This window comes from Vibrio hyugaensis (genome assembly GCF_002906655.1).
Lineage (GTDB): Bacteria > Pseudomonadota > Gammaproteobacteria > Enterobacterales > Vibrionaceae > Vibrio > Vibrio hyugaensis.
This window is the reverse complement of record NZ_CP025795.1, coordinates 375,570-392,698: the sequence shown is the minus strand read 5'-3', so window position 1 is coordinate 392,698 and position 17,129 is coordinate 375,570. Positions and strand designations below refer to the sequence as shown.

13 protein-coding genes are annotated in these 17,129 nt (G+C 44.4%); 10 read left to right on the top strand and 3 right to left on the bottom strand.

Annotated features, from left to right (window positions below; translation table 11 throughout):
• The first annotated feature begins 68 nt into the window (after positions 1 to 68).
• The 3 genes from C1S74_RS18955 to C1S74_RS18945 all read left to right on the top strand — a co-directional run bounded on the left by C1S74_RS18955 (position 69) and on the right by C1S74_RS18945 (position 6,932).
• Positions 69 to 509, top strand: coding sequence for an arsenate reductase/protein-tyrosine-phosphatase family protein (locus tag C1S74_RS18955; RefSeq protein ID WP_045396856.1), 441 nt, complete (start codon positions 69 to 71; stop codon positions 507 to 509).
• Between the two features lie 30 nt (positions 510 to 539).
• Positions 540 to 2,690: a polysaccharide biosynthesis tyrosine autokinase gene (locus C1S74_RS18950; RefSeq protein WP_045396855.1), complete on the top strand. Its 2,151-nt coding sequence runs from the start codon at positions 540 to 542 to the stop codon at positions 2,688 to 2,690.
• A gap of 174 nt (positions 2,691 to 2,864) precedes the next feature.
• Positions 2,865 to 6,932 carry a hypothetical protein gene (locus C1S74_RS18945; RefSeq protein WP_045396853.1) on the top strand — a complete coding sequence of 1,356 codons (4,068 nt, stop codon included), beginning with the start codon at positions 2,865 to 2,867 and terminating at the stop codon, positions 6,930 to 6,932.
• 61 nt (positions 6,933 to 6,993) lie between these two features.
• Here C1S74_RS18945 and C1S74_RS18940 read toward each other — a convergent pair whose 3' ends face one another.
• Positions 6,994 to 7,365, bottom strand: coding sequence for a hypothetical protein (locus C1S74_RS18940; RefSeq protein ID WP_045396851.1), 372 nt, complete (start codon positions 7,363 to 7,365; stop codon positions 6,994 to 6,996).
• A gap of 4 nt (positions 7,366 to 7,369) precedes the next feature.
• On the bottom strand, positions 7,370 to 7,678 hold the full coding sequence (locus C1S74_RS18935) for a monooxygenase (protein WP_045396848.1): 309 nt from the start codon (positions 7,676 to 7,678) through the stop codon (positions 7,370 to 7,372).
• A 110-nt stretch (positions 7,679 to 7,788) separates the two neighbouring features.
• Here C1S74_RS18935 and C1S74_RS18930 point away from each other — a divergent pair, with 110 nt between their 5' ends.
• The 3 genes from C1S74_RS18930 to C1S74_RS18920 all read left to right on the top strand — a co-directional run bounded on the left by C1S74_RS18930 (position 7,789) and on the right by C1S74_RS18920 (position 11,555).
• The gene (locus tag C1S74_RS18930) at positions 7,789 to 8,679 is read left to right on the top strand and encodes a LysR family transcriptional regulator (protein ID WP_045396847.1); all 891 of its coding nucleotides are present in this window, start codon (positions 7,789 to 7,791) and stop codon (positions 8,677 to 8,679) included.
• 138 nt (positions 8,680 to 8,817) lie between these two features.
• Positions 8,818 to 10,017, top strand: a complete 1,200-nt coding sequence (locus tag C1S74_RS18925) for an MFS transporter (RefSeq protein WP_045396844.1) — start codon at positions 8,818 to 8,820, stop codon at positions 10,015 to 10,017.
• 266 nt (positions 10,018 to 10,283) lie between these two features.
• A complete protein-coding gene (locus tag C1S74_RS18920; protein WP_045396842.1) occupies positions 10,284 to 11,555 on the top strand; it encodes a DUF1835 domain-containing protein in 1,272 nt (423 codons plus the stop codon).
• A 36-nt stretch (positions 11,556 to 11,591) separates the two neighbouring features.
• Here the strand turns inward: C1S74_RS18920 and C1S74_RS18915 are convergent, their stop codons facing one another.
• Positions 11,592 to 12,188, bottom strand: a complete 597-nt coding sequence (locus C1S74_RS18915; RefSeq protein ID WP_045396839.1) for a TetR/AcrR family transcriptional regulator — start codon at positions 12,186 to 12,188, stop codon at positions 11,592 to 11,594.
• A 281-nt stretch (positions 12,189 to 12,469) separates the two neighbouring features.
• Between C1S74_RS18915 and C1S74_RS18910 the strand changes: the two genes are divergently transcribed.
• The 4 genes from C1S74_RS18910 (at position 12,470) to C1S74_RS18895 (ending at position 17,111) form a co-directional block, all read left to right on the top strand.
• A complete protein-coding gene (locus tag C1S74_RS18910; protein ID WP_045396836.1) occupies positions 12,470 to 13,276 on the top strand; it encodes a hypothetical protein in 807 nt (268 codons plus the stop codon).
• 12 nt (positions 13,277 to 13,288) lie between these two features.
• The gene (locus tag C1S74_RS18905) at positions 13,289 to 14,413 is read left to right on the top strand and encodes a BamA/TamA family outer membrane protein (RefSeq protein ID WP_045396833.1); all 1,125 of its coding nucleotides are present in this window, start codon (positions 13,289 to 13,291) and stop codon (positions 14,411 to 14,413) included.
• A 9-nt stretch (positions 14,414 to 14,422) separates the two neighbouring features.
• Entirely contained in the window at positions 14,423 to 15,487 is a 1,065-nt protein-coding gene (locus C1S74_RS18900) for a DUF4056 domain-containing protein (protein WP_045396830.1), read from the top strand.
• 319 nt (positions 15,488 to 15,806) lie between these two features.
• Positions 15,807 to 17,111, top strand: a complete 1,305-nt coding sequence (locus C1S74_RS18895) for a dicarboxylate/amino acid:cation symporter (protein WP_038868990.1) — start codon at positions 15,807 to 15,809, stop codon at positions 17,109 to 17,111.
• The last annotated feature ends 18 nt before the right edge of the window (positions 17,112 to 17,129 follow it).

Genomic DNA, 17,129 nt, shown 5'->3' with positions numbered 1-17,129 from the left:
AGCATTATTGACAGGGCTTATCTAGAACAGGCAAGCCCTGTCGGAAAGCTATTGATAAGGAATAAATCATGTTTTCAAACATTCTTGTTGTGTGTGTAGGTAACATTTGTCGCTCTCCGACAGGAGAACGAGTGCTTCAACAGCTTCTTCCGAATAAAACCATTTCTTCAGCAGGTATTGCCGTTGAGAAAAGCCGCCTAACTGGGAAACCAGCGGATGAGACCGCAACGCTGATTGCCTCAGAAAAAGGGTTCTCTTTAGAGAATCACCAAGCTAAACAACTGACTGCACAGTTATGTGCAAAGCAAGATCTTATCTTAGTGATGGAGCAAGGTCATATTGATGCGCTGACTAAGATCGTTCCAGAAGCCAGAGGCAAAACTATGTTATTTGGACATTGGATGAACGCAGTCAGCATTCCTGATCCGTTCAGACAAAGCAGAGAAGCCTTTGATCATGCGTTTTCTCTAATTGAACAATCCGCCCATGCTTGGGTAAAAAAACTATAACTTCAGATTACTTGGCGAAATAAAAAAACAATGGCTAACCAAACTATAAGTTCATCTGCACCAACTGATGATGAAATCGATTTAGGCAAACTGTTTGGCATATTAATCGATGCTAAATGGTTCATCATTGGTATTACGCTTCTCTTTGCAACGTTAGGCATTGCTGTTGCATTGCTATCTACACCAATCTACAAAGCCGATGCGCTTATTCAGATCGAACAAAAAAGCTCTGGCGGCATATCTGCGATGGTTGGCGACATGGGGGATCTTTTCGCTGCCGAATCCTCGGCAACTACAGAGATTGAAATCATTAAATCTCGCATGATCCTTGGCGATACCGTCGATAAGTTTAATTTAACGACCATAGCCACCCCAAACTACCTAGCGTTCGTTGGTAAAGGTCTAGCTCGCATCAATGGCACTCAAGATTACATTTCTGTCTCTACTTTCGAGATCCCGCGTACCGCACGAGCTTTAAAACATGAGTTACTGGTGACAGATGCAGAAAAGGGGACTTTTGATCTTATGATTGAAGATCAGGTCGTACTATCTGGCATCGTTGGCCAAACGATTGAAATGAATGGCTACCGCATCAAAGTAAGTGAACTGATTGCGCAAAACGAAGACAGTTTTTCAATCAGTAAAATTAGCAAACTTGATGCTATCAACAGGTTAGCTTCACAACTGTCTATTTCAGAACGCGGCGCTAAAACAGGTATTGTGTCACTGAGCATTGAAGGTGAATACCCAGAGCGTAATCAACTAATTCTGAATGACGTTGTGCAAAACTACTTCCTACAGAATGTAAGAAGAAATTCAGCAGAAGCGGAACAGAGCCTAAACTTCCTGAAAGATCACTTACCTGAAATAAAAGATAAACTAAACGGCTCGGAAGATGTTCTAAATCGTTTCAGACAAGAAAACGAATCGATCGACTTAAACCTTGAAGCGCAATCAACGCTAAAAGTGATGGTCGCTCTTGAAGCGCAGCTGAATGAACTGACATTCAAAGAAAGTGAAATCAGCCAGAAGTTCACTCAAGATCACCCTGCATATAAATCACTGCTAGATAAACGTCAGACGTTACTTCAAGAAAAAGAACGTCTTAGCCGACAAGTTCAGAAGTTACCTAAAACACAGCGTGAAGTACTGCGTATGACGCGCGATGTTCAAGTAAACCAACAAATCTACATTCAATTGCTGAATAAAGTTCAAGAGCTGAATATTATCAAAGCTGGAACCGTAGGTAACGTGCGCATCATTGATAGTGCTCAGTCATATGCGATTCCCGTTAAGCCGAAAAAACCATTGATTGTAGTGCTTGCGACTTTACTCGGTGGCATGGTTGCTATTGCTTTTGTCCTAGTTAAAACGGCTTTCCATCGTGGTGTAACCTCTCCTGATGAGATTGAACAAAATGGTATTTCCGTCTACGCGAGCGTACCAAAGTCGGTTCAACAATTAGAGGTGGCGAACAAACTCAAACGTAAGAGTAATAAAGATCTACTTCTTCTAGCAGAAGAAAACCCTGCTGACCTTTCGATTGAAGCATTACGTGGACTTCGAACTAGTCTTCACTTTGCAATGATGGAAGCAAAAAACAACGTATTGATGATCTCAGGCCCAGCCCCTTCAATCGGTAAGACCTTTGTCTCTACCAACTTTGCAGCTGTTGCTGCGAAAACAGGTCAAAAAGTACTTTTGGTCGATGCTGATATGCGTAAAGGTTACCTACAACAATGTTTTGGTCTAATAGCAGATAATGGTCTTTCTGATTTCTTAGGAGGTAAGGTTGATAGAGAGACTGTCATCAAATCAACCAAGGTTGAGAATTTGGATGTCGTCACTCGTGGCCAAGTTCCACCAAACCCGTCTGAGCTTTTGATGCATCCTCGATTTGTTGAGTTTGTAGAAAAAGCATCACAAGAGTACGATCTAGTGATTATCGATACTCCACCGGTATTAGCGGTGACTGACCCAAGTATAGTGGGCGCCATTGCTGGTACGACACTCATGGTAGCTCGCTTTGATCAAACAACATCCAAAGAACTGGAAGTTGCTCGAAACAGATTTGAGCAAGCAGGCGTAGAAGTGAAAGGTGTTATCCTTAACGCAATAGAGAAAAAAGCCGCTAGCTCATATGGTTATGGGTATTATAATTACGCCTACAAAAGCGAGTAATCTAGCCAAATAAGAATCGGCCCTGCAGCTATAGCAGGGCTTTTTTTAAATGATTATCACAATCTTGGCAATCGAAGCTGTCCTCCTTATAAATATCTCTATCTTTTCAGTGACATCAATATCATCCGTACTTATTCTCACAACTCTTATGCAAACAGTTGTAGTGCAAATATTATGTCCGTTGATTTAGGTACCCAACTTTTAGTCGTTGAATACGACCCACACTCTCACGAGTCTTTACACAAAGCCCTCAGAAACTATCGAGAAGCGCTTCACCAAGAAAACGCTTTCGATAACTTTCATTGTCATGTTCGCTTTAAAATCAAGGAAGGATGCAGCGATCAAATTGGAGAGCTTGTTGAAGATAAAATTGCTCAAAGAGTGTTTGCTTACGTTGGCTACTCTTATAAACGTGATATTCAGCCAGCTCAATCATTGAGCGGTACATATTTAACCAGTGAAGGCGCGTTCTTTCTCCGTGCGTGCCAACACAAAACACTAGAACCCGAGTTAGAGGAAACAGCCAAATTGATTTGCCACCTCGCTCGGCAATTCAATGACTCTAGTGAAATGTGGGTATCTGAAGAGCAAGTGTTTGGATTATTACCGCTTTTGATTGTAGGGCTTACTTTCCCTCGCTTGGCTTTTTATCTTGGCGGTTACACCATCCCATATTGGGACAGTGAGCACGCTCCCCACGGTGAGTTTGCGTTGGGGGTTCTAACAAACCATTTGGGTTATACCCACGATACACTGAAAGCATTCTGCTATTGTGATAACAGTGTCGCTCGAGGCTACATGTTTGATGATTCTATACATGAAAGTACAAGCGACCTATCGACTCGTAATCCGGTCACTGGATTACTTAAAATATTTCGCGAAGAGCCTGACGAATTTGAAGCATTTCGATCTTTAATGAAGCAACGCTTCGCAGACCAAGACTACCTGCAATATACCGATGATTCTCGCTACTATGTTGAACGTCCAGTGGAACGATTCATCTATTCCATCATGTCCCCCATTCATGGTATCGATATCGACGATCACGAGGTAGATCACCATAATGTGATGATGAGCAACTTTATTGACTCATCAGCAGAACATGCGGCGGCAGAGCTAACCACTGAAATCGAAGCTTATCTTGGGCGCCCCATCGTACCACCCAAAGTCATCGAAAATGAAGACGATTACTACCGTGATTACTACTATTGCCGTGGCAGTGGTATTGCCCAATGGAAGTCATTCATTACCGAAGGTTTTGATGATGGCAAAGCCATTTGGCGATATATCGAAAGTGGGGAGGACGCAGAAGTTCTTGAGCTCATTGAGCCATGTAATATTCAACTCATGGCAAGAAAGGGCAACTTCGATATCTCCGAAAAGTTCGAATATCATCTCGGACGCTATGACTCTTACCACGAAGAGATGATGACCATTGCCGGTGACATCCTACACGATTGGCACAATGAAGACTTGGATGACGCGGCGATAGCGGAAAACAATCAAAAGATCTTGCGCTTCTTTGACGTATTACATTGCTGGAACAACAAAGCGTCTTTTCATGCCGATGTGGCTCATGGGCTTGTCCATGACTTTGAGCTCATAAGTGATGAGGATTTCACCCAACGTTATAACGGTGATTGGAAGGCGCAATTTCTAAACTACGTCAAAGAATGTGGTGCATACCGAGATAATATTCGCCAGAAAGAGTCCTACCTTGCCCATGAGTTATTGAACAAACATCGTGAAGAAGCAACTGCTCTTCTCGAGCAGTTAACTGACGCGTTTGAAGATGAGTTTAGCTTAGCCAGTCAACTGGCCTTCTGTGCTGGCATGCTTTACCACGATAAAAAGCTTGGAATAAACGACAGAGCGACAGAAGCATTTGAGAACAAACTGGCCTTAAACTTAAAGTCAGAGCTTCTACTCACTTTGCGTGAAAACAGTTATTTTCATTGCATTGAAACCGAAGAAAAACCTTGGCGATATGTCCCCCTTACAGAGGAAGAAGAGTTAAAAGCACAAAAGGGGTGGGAACGAGTTAATGCATACCTAAGCAATGAAAACCATGATTTCGACAAGGCGCTAAGTTCGTTTAGAGAAAATGTTGAACCGCTCAGCGACCACAGACAAATCAACGTGAACCAACCTTACTATCAATTCCTACGTGACTTTGACGACAAAGCCCAGAAGCTATTAGTAGCCGCTCATGTTTGGGGAGCGCGACAAAATACCACAGAGCAAATCTATTGCCATCGCTTCTTTGCGCTTTGGTTGGCATTGGCGCCAGCCAAAGTTACTCGCATGCTGTCGTATTTTTACTGCGATCGTTATGGAGAGTTAAGCGACCAATCACACTCATTTATCGAGAAATTAGAATACCATTCAGAAATCGACAAACTGACTGGACAATTGGAATTACTATTATCTCAAATTGATCGCAGAGACTATGAAGAGGTTCAGTTCTTAGAGCAATATTTCGACCAATTCGAAGCAGAGCAACAGTCAGAGCAAGACCAAACACCACTAAGATTGGCGCTAAAACGCCTGCTTCCAGATGCCGAGCTGTGTTTCTTCGATTTGTTGCTACAACGGAGACCTCAAGTTCGCACAAATTATTATAATGAAGCACTACTGAACGCCATTCGTTATACCACAAGTGAGCAAATGGGACGTCGTAACCCCAATGGTTACACCATAACGAACGAGCAATCCAAAACAGTTGAGTGGATCACTGCTCAGATCGCCCAAACGACATCGCTAAACTCAGAGCAATTACAAGAATTACTGGATACACTAAAAACCAACTTCATCAGTGAGTTTGATACCAGATACGGAATCCCTAGCATTGATGAGCTGTATTGGAAGGCCTCAACACACATACAAGATAATATCTTGCGCTTATTTGCTTTAAATCCAAGTCTAGGGTTGAAGCAGCTTGAGAATGAACGTGTGCTTTCTCTACCTGAATTATTCCAACAACTGTATGAACGTGATGCGCAACTGATCGTCTTACTCAAGTATGCAATTAAGCAGCATTGGGTCAATGCGATACCTTGGTTTAATGAACAAACCGATCTAAAACCTTATACGGATCAGTTGGAGATAAGCCAACTACTTACCTTACTTGAGTTGGTCGCTAACCTCCCAGAGTTCACAAAACTCATCAGTGAATATGCCCAGCACCCATCGTTGAAAGTCCAGCAGCTTGTAGCAGATATACAGGCAGGAAAATATCGCCATGCCGCCTTTTCTCCTTTTGAGCTTCTCGATTGGGGTATCTACCATATTCCAGAAGATGATGACCCAAGCGAACTGATCAAACAAACCACGTTAATTCGGGCAGAAAACCAGCGTTGTTTCGGACTTCGTATCGGCTATTTCCCAGAAGACGGTGAAGAAGATAACTACGAACAAGAAGTAACCTTAATTGTTCGCCTAGATCACCCGTATAGGGCCTCGATAGGAGGTTATTCACACGAATATGAATCCTCAATTAAAGTGAACCACTCTAACTGCTTAACTTGGAATTTGGGCGATAAAAGTTCGAGTTCTATCGGTGTATATCGATATCGTATTTATTACCCAAATGGCGAGTTATTAGCAGATAAAGTTTTTCATGTCGTGGATGACACTTCTAGGAAAATCGAGTTACTAGAAGCAGCACAACAAAAAGCGCCGCTTGAAAGTACTCATATTGGTTCGATCTGCCTTACTCATGGCCTGCTCGATTTTGTAAACGCAAAGTCTAAACCTTATGGAATGGTCGTTGGCTGTAAACTGCCAGATAAGGCAATGCCCGTCCATAGCCTTAAAAAAGACGGTCAGTTGCAGTATGCCGAAATACACGTCACTCCTGCCGAGCCAACGCAGTGGTTCTATGCATCAAATCCAACTTATGCATACATGGAACAACGAGTAAAAAGTGGCGTCCTTCTCATAGGCAGCACAGATACAATAACGCTAACTCAGTCCAAAGAGTCGTTATGGAAAAATGTCGTAAAACAGGGCTTTCCAGTCGCTCTCATTCAACCAGATGAAACGAAAGCGACTAATGTGGCTGCGATTTATCTCGATAAAAGAGGAGCAAAAGTGTTTTATGGTTTTGATGAGAAAGACAACTTATGTCGTATTGCAATAGCGGACGTTAAATATGGTTTAGTTCGGCGATTTTTCATCCGTGTGATGAATCGCATTGCGAAAAAAATCATGAAAGATGGTGGTGAGTTTACGCCCCATTAAAGCAAAGCTCCGCTATTATCGCGGGGCTTCTTTATTTGCGCTGTAGGAACCGTTTTTATTCTTATTGCTTCTTCCATTGAAGAAAAGTGAGCACACTCAATAGCAAGAAGAAAGCAGGGTCACTCCAACCAAAGCCAACAAACACACCTGTAATGCCGGCGTAAGTGGTGATCACCACGCCTAAGAGGTTCGTGACCAGCAAAGCTTTGAACAGTTGTTTAGCCATGTTGCCAGATTCAACATCACGCAGCATCAAACTGACCGCAGCAATCCCACCTAAAAAGATCGACGTGTGCTGCGATAAAAACAGCGCATATTGGTCGTTAATTTGTACGCCATACATCGGCCACATCATGGTCGGAACAAAAAACAGCGCAAAAGCAAATAACGTGTAAATGACGCCATGAACGGTTAGAAAAGTGCGGTTAGTCATAATGTTACTCTCCGATTGGACCTTGGTTGATAGTGCTCAGTGGTGCGTTGATATCAAATATCTGCCCTCTTACTTCTTCTACACCCATCTGTTTCAACCGAGTAGTATGCATTTCAAGATAAGCTTGCGCCGTTGCTTCGTCTTCAAAAAGATAGATGCCGCCGCCAAGTTTGTCTTTCTCGCTTTCCGTCCAAATTTTCCAAATCATGCCTGGCTCTTGGTTAATTGACTGAGCTAGGTCTACCAGTGCGTTCGACATCTCTTCACCAAATGGGCCGTGAAATTCAAAATCAACTTGCAGTAATTTCGCCATCTTGAGTCTCCTCTTCTTTTTTGACTCGCTTTCGATGAGAAGATTATTACCTTTATAAAACTGACAAAAAAGTTCATAATTTTGCCATTACCTGTTGAAAAAACTGACCAATGAGACTCAAAACAACCCTAGAGCAGTGGCAAACATTACAAGCAATTGAACAAGCTGGAAGTATTCAGTCAGCCGCAGTGACGCTCAATAAAAGCCATACCACACTTATCTATTCGGTGAAAAAGCTCGAGGACCAACTCGGCATCAAACTGATAGAAGTGAAAGGTCGAAAGGCTGGATTAACCGAACACGGCAAGACCATGTTACGACGCGCGCAGTCTATGCTCGAACAAGCCCATGAACTGGAAATGATCAGTGAACAGCTAAGTAATGGGGTAGAATCGCAAATTACAGTGGCGATCGACCATCTGTGCGATCCAACCTGGCTCTATGCACCACTTAGTGAATTTTTGGCACAAAACAGTACTACCTCCGTTCAAATCGTGGAAACTTCGCTAAGTAAAACCACCGATATGGTGGTCAATGAGTTAGCAGACATCGCCATTATCAATCTTCCGATCACCAACCACCCAGCCGAAGCATTTGGAACAACAACCATGGTGCCCGTTATTGCAGTTGAACACCCATTGGCAAAGAAAGAGCACGTTTCATTGGCAGATTTTGCGACCACTAGCCAAATTGTGGTTCGAGATCTAGGTGAATCAGACAAGGCAAAACGAGACGTGGGCTGGTTGCGCGCGCGTCAAAGAATCACGGTGGATAATTTCGACCACGCTTTTCGAGCGGTAGAGCAAGGCGTTGGCTTCTGTCGGCTCCCTAAACATCTCGTCGAATACCGCCACAGTACAGGCATCAAGGTGTTAGACCTCGAACACTCTAACCAATATCAAGTCGCACTGCACCTCACGCTACCAAAAGGTGCGAAGAGCGGACCAGCCACACTCGCTCTTTATCAAGCACTGCTGGATAGTGCAAAAGACCGCATTTAACTGGCCACACAACTGTTGTCAAAACCACAAAAGTCATTTGTGTTAAGTGCTATTTTTCGCAAAGGCCATTTTCCTCATAATCTCCCTCACTGATAGCGCACCTGAGACGTGCGCTTGAACAAAATGAGAGAGTAAATTATGCCAATCGCATTATTAGCATTAACCCTAAGCGCCTTTGCGATAGGGACAACTGAATTTGTTATCGTTGGATTAATTCCAACCATGGCAGCAGACCTTAACGTTTCTTTACCTTCTGCTGGTTTGCTGGTGAGTTTGTACGCATTAGGCGTGGCTATTGGCGCGCCCGTTTTAACTGCACTTACGAGCAAGATGAATCGCAAGCACGTCCTTCTCGCTGTGATGGGCTTGTTCGTTGTCGGTAACCTGTTAGCTTGGCAAGCTCCGGGTTACAACACTCTGATCGCCGCACGTATTTTAACGGGCTTGGCTCACGGCGTGTTCTTCTCTATCGGCTCAACGATCGCCACTGGCTTGGTGTCCAAAGAAAAAGCGGCAAGTGCCATTGCAATTATGTTCACTGGTCTAACCGTTGCTCTAGTGACTGGCGTGCCTCTAGGTACTTACATCGGGCAACATTTTGGTTGGGAAACCACATTCTTAATTGTGGCCATTCTTGGTTTGATTGCATTAGTCGGTAGCGCTTTACTTGTTCCAAACAACTTAAAGCAAGACGCGACGGCTTCTTTAAAAGATCAGCTTAAAGTACTCACCCAACCTCGTTTGTTATTGGTTTATGCCATTACTGCGCTAGGTTACGGTGGCACCTTTACTGCATTCACTTATCTTGCGCCAATTTTGGAGCAGGTATCCGGCTTTGATGCCAGTGCAGTTGGCTTGATCATGCTGGTGTACGGTGTCTCTGTCGCGGTGGGTAACATCCAAGGCGGCAAAATGGCAGACAAATTTGGCCCCGTAAAAGCACTGACGATCATCTTTGCTGGCTTAGCCGCAATCTTGTTTGTACTCAACTTTACCGCATACAACCCAATTGCTGCTGTGATTACTATTTTGGTTTGGGGTGCGTTTGCTTTCGGTAACGTACCAGGATTACAAGTTTATGTTGTAAAACTGGCAGAGAAATATACACCTAATGCCGTTGATGTTGCTTCAGGTTTGAACATCGCCGCCTTTAATGTAGGTATTGCACTCGGTTCATGGAGTGGCGGTTTGATCGTAGAGAGAGCAGGCTTAATGAATACGCCATGGGTCGGTGGTGTGGTCGTCATCTCTGCACTTCTATTGACTCGCTTGAGCGGCGCGTTAGATAAGCGCGAAAACAAACAAGTTCAACAAACAGCCTGCGCTGAGCTTTCATAAACAGTCTTTAAAGCCCTAACTTAAACGTTGGGGCTTTTTTATGTGAGATCAAAGGCAGTTTTGCTTGTTTATATGATTCTAAGTTGCGAACCCCATTTCGATTACATACCATTGAAACAGCTCAAGCCTAAAGCACCCAACACTCGCGGAAAGAACTCGGTTCATGGCAACTCAACTTCCCTGCTTTCGTTAGCAGGAACAATCTGTTTTTACCTTCTTTTTAACTTCTAATAAGGCGAGTGTGGAAGAGGTAAGAAAGGTGAAAAATGCAATCTCACAATAGCTTCTCTATTAACCTTAACCAGCAAAAGTCCGTTGCGAAAAAGCGCTTAAAAGCAATCCGCCACAATGACACCAACTCACTTGATCAGGTTAAGCAGTTTCATTCCCGACCAGAAACCCTCACGCCAGAGTCTATCCAGCTTGTAGATGTTCAACACGCCCTAGCTAGAGAGCTTGGCTTACCTAGTTGGAGCAAGTTAAAAGCTCATGTGGAAGAACTAGAGAGTCACAAACTCGCTATTAATAATCAAGCAAATCCACTTGATGCCGAACTAAACACATTGCATGTCCGCTGTGGACACGACATTCAACAACAAATGAAGACATGTGGGTTCGAGGGTGACTTCTTACCCATGATTGATCCATTGTGCATAGGCCCAATTCCTAGTAATGAAAAAGGATTTGTCGCTATTCGAGCACAATACGTTGTGGACACATTACTGCCTGTAATGGGGAGAAAAGACTCGGTGCAAGAGGTAGCACAGTTTGAGCAAGGTAATATCCATACCCTGCTCGACCAGCAATACAAACGTATCGTTTTTTGGGTCGAACATGACGCCTACGATCAACTCATGCTACTTCGAGGGCTCTCTCTGCTAGAGGAAACCGAAAGCAAAATCATTGAGATCATCGAATTCAATCAGTTTCCGGGAACTGAGCGGTTTATTGGCTTCGGGCAACTTCCTGCTGAAGCGATTCGCTCGTGTTGGCAGCATAGAAAGCCAGTGACAGCGAAGCTTTTTAGCCAAGCCAAACGCTGCTGGCAAGCCTTGCAAGCTCCAACACCACAGCCACTCGTGAATCTATTAGAACAACATGAATTAGATTGCTTGCCGAACATCAAAACAGTCATCACTCGGCACCTTCAAGAACTGCCACATTCAGAATCAGGATTGAGCTTCACACAACATTTGGCTTTGCAGATATTGAACGAGCAAAACGCACCAATCAACGTGAAAGATTGGTTTCAGAAGTACCAACAACAAGAACCACTCCCTACACTTGGCGATGTCATGTTCTATGCATTACTGCTGCCACTCGCGCAAGCAGAAAATCCACTGTTTACTGTTGATTCATTGGATAAGGATTGGTGGGAACAACAAGTGAATATCAGCGAGAAAGGCCGCGCATGCCTTAATGGACACTCAACTTTCTTACAAGATTATTGGGTAGGTGGAATACACAACCTAGCAAATCGCCGCTGGGCATGGAACCACATCCAGCTCTCATCTTTACATCACTTAATCACGGCTTAGGTGCTAAATCACTAGTTCGGTAATAAAACGGAGAAACTAGCAGCGGTAGCCATCGAAAAACAGCGTGAGAATATCTTCGACGATTTTCTTGCGCTGCTCGGCACTAGGCACTGCTTGATTGGCAACCAGTTGTGGCCATAAGCAGTTCCCCTTTAATAAGCACATCAACATACTGCTCATCATTGCTGGGTCGAGTCCTTTGACCTTGTTATCCGCAATAGCTTCTGTAAACCAGTTCTCCAACAATTCGTCTTGGCGTTGAAGTTGATGCAAGTAGTTCTCTGCCAGTTCTGGTGTGCGCATAAATTCACTGATCACCATTTTTGCCAATGGCAAGCCGAAGTCCTCATACATGGAATCCAGTTTTGCATGCAAATAAGTTCTAAGCTGGGTTTCGACATCAATGTCTGATGTGTACTTAAGCTGCAAACGCGCACGCTGAGTTTCGAGCACAGTTTGAATAGACTCAATAAACAGCACGTCTTTGCTTTCAAAATGGCGATACAAGGTGCGCTTTGACGTCCCTGCTCGCTCACATACTCTGTCCATATTGGCACAACTGAAACCGTGCTCAATAAACTCCTGTTGAGCCGCTTCAATAAGCGCTAAGCGTTTTTTTTCTGACAGTTTCATCGCTCTAGATTCACCAACCTCATGTAAGTGGACGCAGAGTATAGCGCACAATAATCAAAAGTATACTTTGAAGTTTACTTTTTTAATTTTAGGAGTAAGATGCGCTCGCCGAAGTTAAGAACCCACTAAAAATACGAAGTAATAATCACTCTTAACTCTTGCTGTGGCGCTTTGTCTTTCTGACGAAGCTATGATTTTTCCGTGACACGAACGCCAGAGTCGACGCCCAATATACAAGGCCTCCGGTATTTTTGTGATAGTCACGTTCAATGAAGTTACTTATGAAATTACGCTCCTTGCTTGTTGCCGCTTCCTGTCTATTCACTGGTGCGGCTAATGCTGATTCGATCTCACTGCCAATCTGGAAAGATAAAGCAGAAGCACTTGGCTATGACTTACCAAAACCATTTGGCTTAAACCTTAGCTATATGAGTATGGAACAAGGCATCAACGTCGATTCGATTGCCCTAAGCGGACTCCATGGCTTAGAAAAAGCGCTAAACATGGAAGCGGGCGCTGGCAAACAAGCAAGCGACGTGATGACACTGCGTGGTGATGTTTGGCTACTTCCATTCTTAAACGTCTATGGCTTGGTTGGTACACTGGATGGTTATTCAGAAACCAATGTAAAAGTGAGTGTTCTTGGGCAAAAATTAGGAGAATTCCCATTTCGTCTCGACCTTGAAGGTTATACCTATGGTGGTGGTTTTGTCCTTGCCGGCGGCTACGACCAATTGTTTGCACTTGTTGATGCCAGTTATACCCAAACAAATTTAAACGTGATCGACGGTGCGATTGACGCCATCGTGGTATCTCCTCGAGTTGGTTTTGACTTCCACAAAAATGGTGTACCGGTTCGATTTTGGGTTGGTGCGATGTACCAAAACGTAGAGCAAGAACTATCAGGCACATTAAAACAAGCGGGTATCAATCTCTCGGGTCGCTTCGATGTAAAACAGCATTTGGAATCCGAATGGAACACCATTGCCGGTATGCAATACCAGATTAATGACGACTGGTATTTGTTGGGCGAAGCTGGCTTTGGCGACCGTCAAAGTATCTTCTTCTCTCTCGATCGCCGTTTCTAAGGTAAAGAGAAGATGAAAGCTTCTTATTCCCTAGTAATTGCAGCACTGTTTTGCACACCACACGTTTTTGCTATGCAGCAAGACGAGAGTAGTTTGGTGGATGACATCCTAACCAAACTAGGCTCTAGCGAAACCGTGGATGAATCGAAGTTGATCGACTGGGGCGTATTACCCGGCCCGTTCGTCAATCCAGAGCAAGGCTTTGGGATCGGTGTTGCTGCGGTGGGGTTGTACACCCCTTACGATTGGCAAAAAGGCGATCCTTATTCAACCGTCACTGTCACTTCTTACGGTTCGACGTCTGGCTCTTATGGCTTGGGGGTGAACAACCGCACTTATCTAAACAGTGACAAAGTACGCCTGCTTGGCGAAGCGTGGATCAGCCATACTCCAGGTTATTACTGGGGTATCGGCTCGCAAGCCGCAGAAAATGAGCGTAACAAAGTCCAGTATGAGGGCCAACGCCTACAACTGAGTCCCAAAATTGCCGTTGAAATAGCGCCAAATACCTACGCTAAATTAGGCTGGCAATGGCAGTCATTCAATAAAGTGGATGGCGTGGATGGCGATATTCTGCCTTCCGAAGTCACAGACGCCACCAGCAGTGGCGTATTAGTCGGAATGGAATACGATACTCGCGATTTCGAGCCTAATCCAATGAAAGGGCAATTTCTCGATATCGAATGGGTTGCGAACAGAGATTCACTGGGCAGTGATGAAGACTACGACAATCTTATTGCTAACTACCGCCTTTACCAACAATGGTCTGACACGACGATTGTTGCGATGGAGGTATATTCACAATCTATTTTCGGTGACGCGCCTTGGTTCGATTACGCCCAACTGGGTGATGACCAACGCATGAGAGGCTATTACCAAGGGCAATATCGCGACAAACATCAGCTTTCTACACAAGTAGAAATTCGCCACACCATTTCAGGTCGTCATGGCGTCGTCGGTTGGTTAGGCGCAGGTAATATTGCACCGACCTATCACGACTTATTCGCCAGCAGCTGGCTACCAACCGTTGGAGTTGGCTACCGATTTGCCTTTAAGGCGCGCATAAACGTGCGTGTCGATTTGGGCTTTGGTAAAGACAGCACCGGTTTTTATTTCCAAATCAATGAAGCATTCTAGGAGTATGGTTTGAAGAAAACAGCACTATTACTACTTAGCCTTTGTAGTGGATTCGTCCAAGCACAAGCACTGAAAGCACCGGTTGGCGTCAGGCCATGTTGCGCATTCGGAGTCGATCTCAAGGCCGAGTTAGGAAGCGTGCCAGTACCATTCTTCTCTCTTGAAAATGTCTTATCCAGCAACGAAGTGGGTACTCACCATTATAACGATGGCAGTGAGTCTGTTCCCGGTAGTTTGCTTGGATTAAATGAAGAAGCTAACGGCATCATCTTTACTGAACTGGGTGGTTTTATTGATACCGCGCACGTTCGCGATACTGCTGATTACACTTATTATTTGTTCACTCTCAACCAACATTATTTAGGTCGCGCTGCGCACCTAGATTTGCCGGAAGAGCTACGTGTTCGTCGTATTCATTGGTACGAACAAAAAGAACAACTGAGTGAAGAAGAGAAGCTCGGTCGCAGTGCTCAGGCAGCAGCGTTAACCGCTTTTCGTCTTGCTCAATGGCATGAGATCGCTCAATGGTTTGGCATGGTTTCCGTGAGTGGCTTTAAAGAACTCGCGTCTGCATTCTCTTCAGAAGATCTCTACTCCAACATGCTCGGCGCAAATTTAGCCAAGCAAGTATTATTGGACAACCCAACTCTCGACCAAAAAGGCTTTTCTCAAGCGATGGACGCCGCTTTTAAACAAGCGTTGAAGGACTTAAAAGCTCAGTCCAAAACCGTCACAAAAGAGAAAATTAAGCAACTTGATGGTGATTGGTGGGATAGCTCAAAACGCTTACCAGATAAATGGGTAGTAAGATTCCGTGACTACCATATGGCGCTGAGTCTAACGCCAAACTATTCTGGCGCGAATCATGAGCTTTCATTATCAGCCACCTTTGCGGATCAGCAGCCGATCGACCAATGGATGAGTGTCGAGTTTAGAGCGAGCGACCATGAAAAATCCTTCTCGGCACTGCCTAAATCATTAACCTCAAAATCAATTTGGACGCCTGCAGATTACCAACAGATTTCAGACTTCGCTCGTACCGTCGATAACCAAACTCGCCCACAACTAAAATAACGACACAATCAGCAAGTGAATAAAAATGCCTAGTTATGCACTAGGCATTCTAGCCTCTACCTCTATGCAAACAGTTTTCTACCATTTGAGAATGTAATAAATCATTTCCATTGGTTGTAAATTCGATAAATTTGTTAATCAGCAAACTTTTCAACCAACCAATTCGTTGCTATTTGGTTAATATTCTATTTTTTAAAGTGACTAACTTCACATCTACAGACCATTCAGAGGATTATTCTTTCGTATTTTCACACTCCACTGCTAATCTGCTCGCCGCCTTGAAGTGAACTTAAGGTGCATAACTATAAGGAGTGTTCTCATGAATACCAAGAAACCGATGTCGCTTACCAGCCGCGTAATTTTGGGTATGGTTGCGGGTATCTTGACAGGATTTGCAATTCGCACACTTTTCGCCGACAACGGATTTGTCGACGCATACATTGTTAATGGATTATTCGAAGTTGGTGGACAGATCTTCGTTGCCAGCTTAAAAATGCTTGTTGTACCGCTAGTATTTGTTTCGCTAGTTTGTGGTACCAGCTCTCTAAAAGACCTATCTACATTGGGTCGCATGGGTGGTAAAACCCTTGCTTTCTACGTAGCAACAACGGCTATCGCAATCACACTTGCTCTAACCATGGGTACGCTATTCCAGCCAGGCGCTGGGGCAGACCTAACTGCAGCAAGTTCATTCAAATCAGCAGAAGCGCCATCTTTGGGTCAGGTGATCATTGATATGTTCCCGACTAACCCAATCAGTGCAATGGCAGAAGGTAAAACCCTGCAAGTTATCGTGTTTGCCGTACTATTCGGTATCGCGATCAGTGCAGCGGGTAAGCCAGGCGAGCGTATTGCCGCTTTCTTCTCTGATCTGAATGAAGTCATCATGAAGCTGGTTGCGATTTTGATGAACCTAGCGCCTTACGGTGTGTTCTTCCTAATGGCGAAGCTGTTTACAGGTCTTGGTCTAAGCGCAATCTTCAACCTTGCTGAATACTTTGTTGTACTAGCAGGTACGTTATTGCTGCACGGCCTTGTGACTTACAGCTTGATGCTAAAAGGCTTCACGGGTCTAAACCCAATTACGTTCTTACGTAAGATGGAAGACGCGATCATGTTTGCTTTCTCTACAGCATCATCGAACGCGACGATTCCAGTGACAATGGAAACGGCTAAGCACCGCATGGGTGTTGAGAACCGCGTATCATCGTTCACAGTACCGCTAGGCGCGACCGTGAACATGGATGGTACGGCGATCATGCAAGGTGTGGCGACAGCGTTCATCGCACAGGCATTCAATATCGACCTAACTATGGGCGACTACCTAATGGTTATCATGACGGCAACATTGGCGTCTATCGGTACCGCAGGTGTTCCTGGTGTTGGTCTAGTAATGCTAGCAATGGTATTGAACCAAGTAGGTCTGCCACTAGAAGGCATTGCACTTATCATGGGTGTTGACCGTCTACTTGATATGATTCGTACCGCAGTAAACATCACCGGTGACAGCGCAGTGACTATTATTGTTGCTAAATCGGAAGGCGCATTGGATGAAGCCCGCTTCAACGATCCAAAAGCTGGGGTCGAAGAAGAAGAAGTACATCTAAAACGCGCGGAAGCTTAATTCCTTCCAAACTCAATT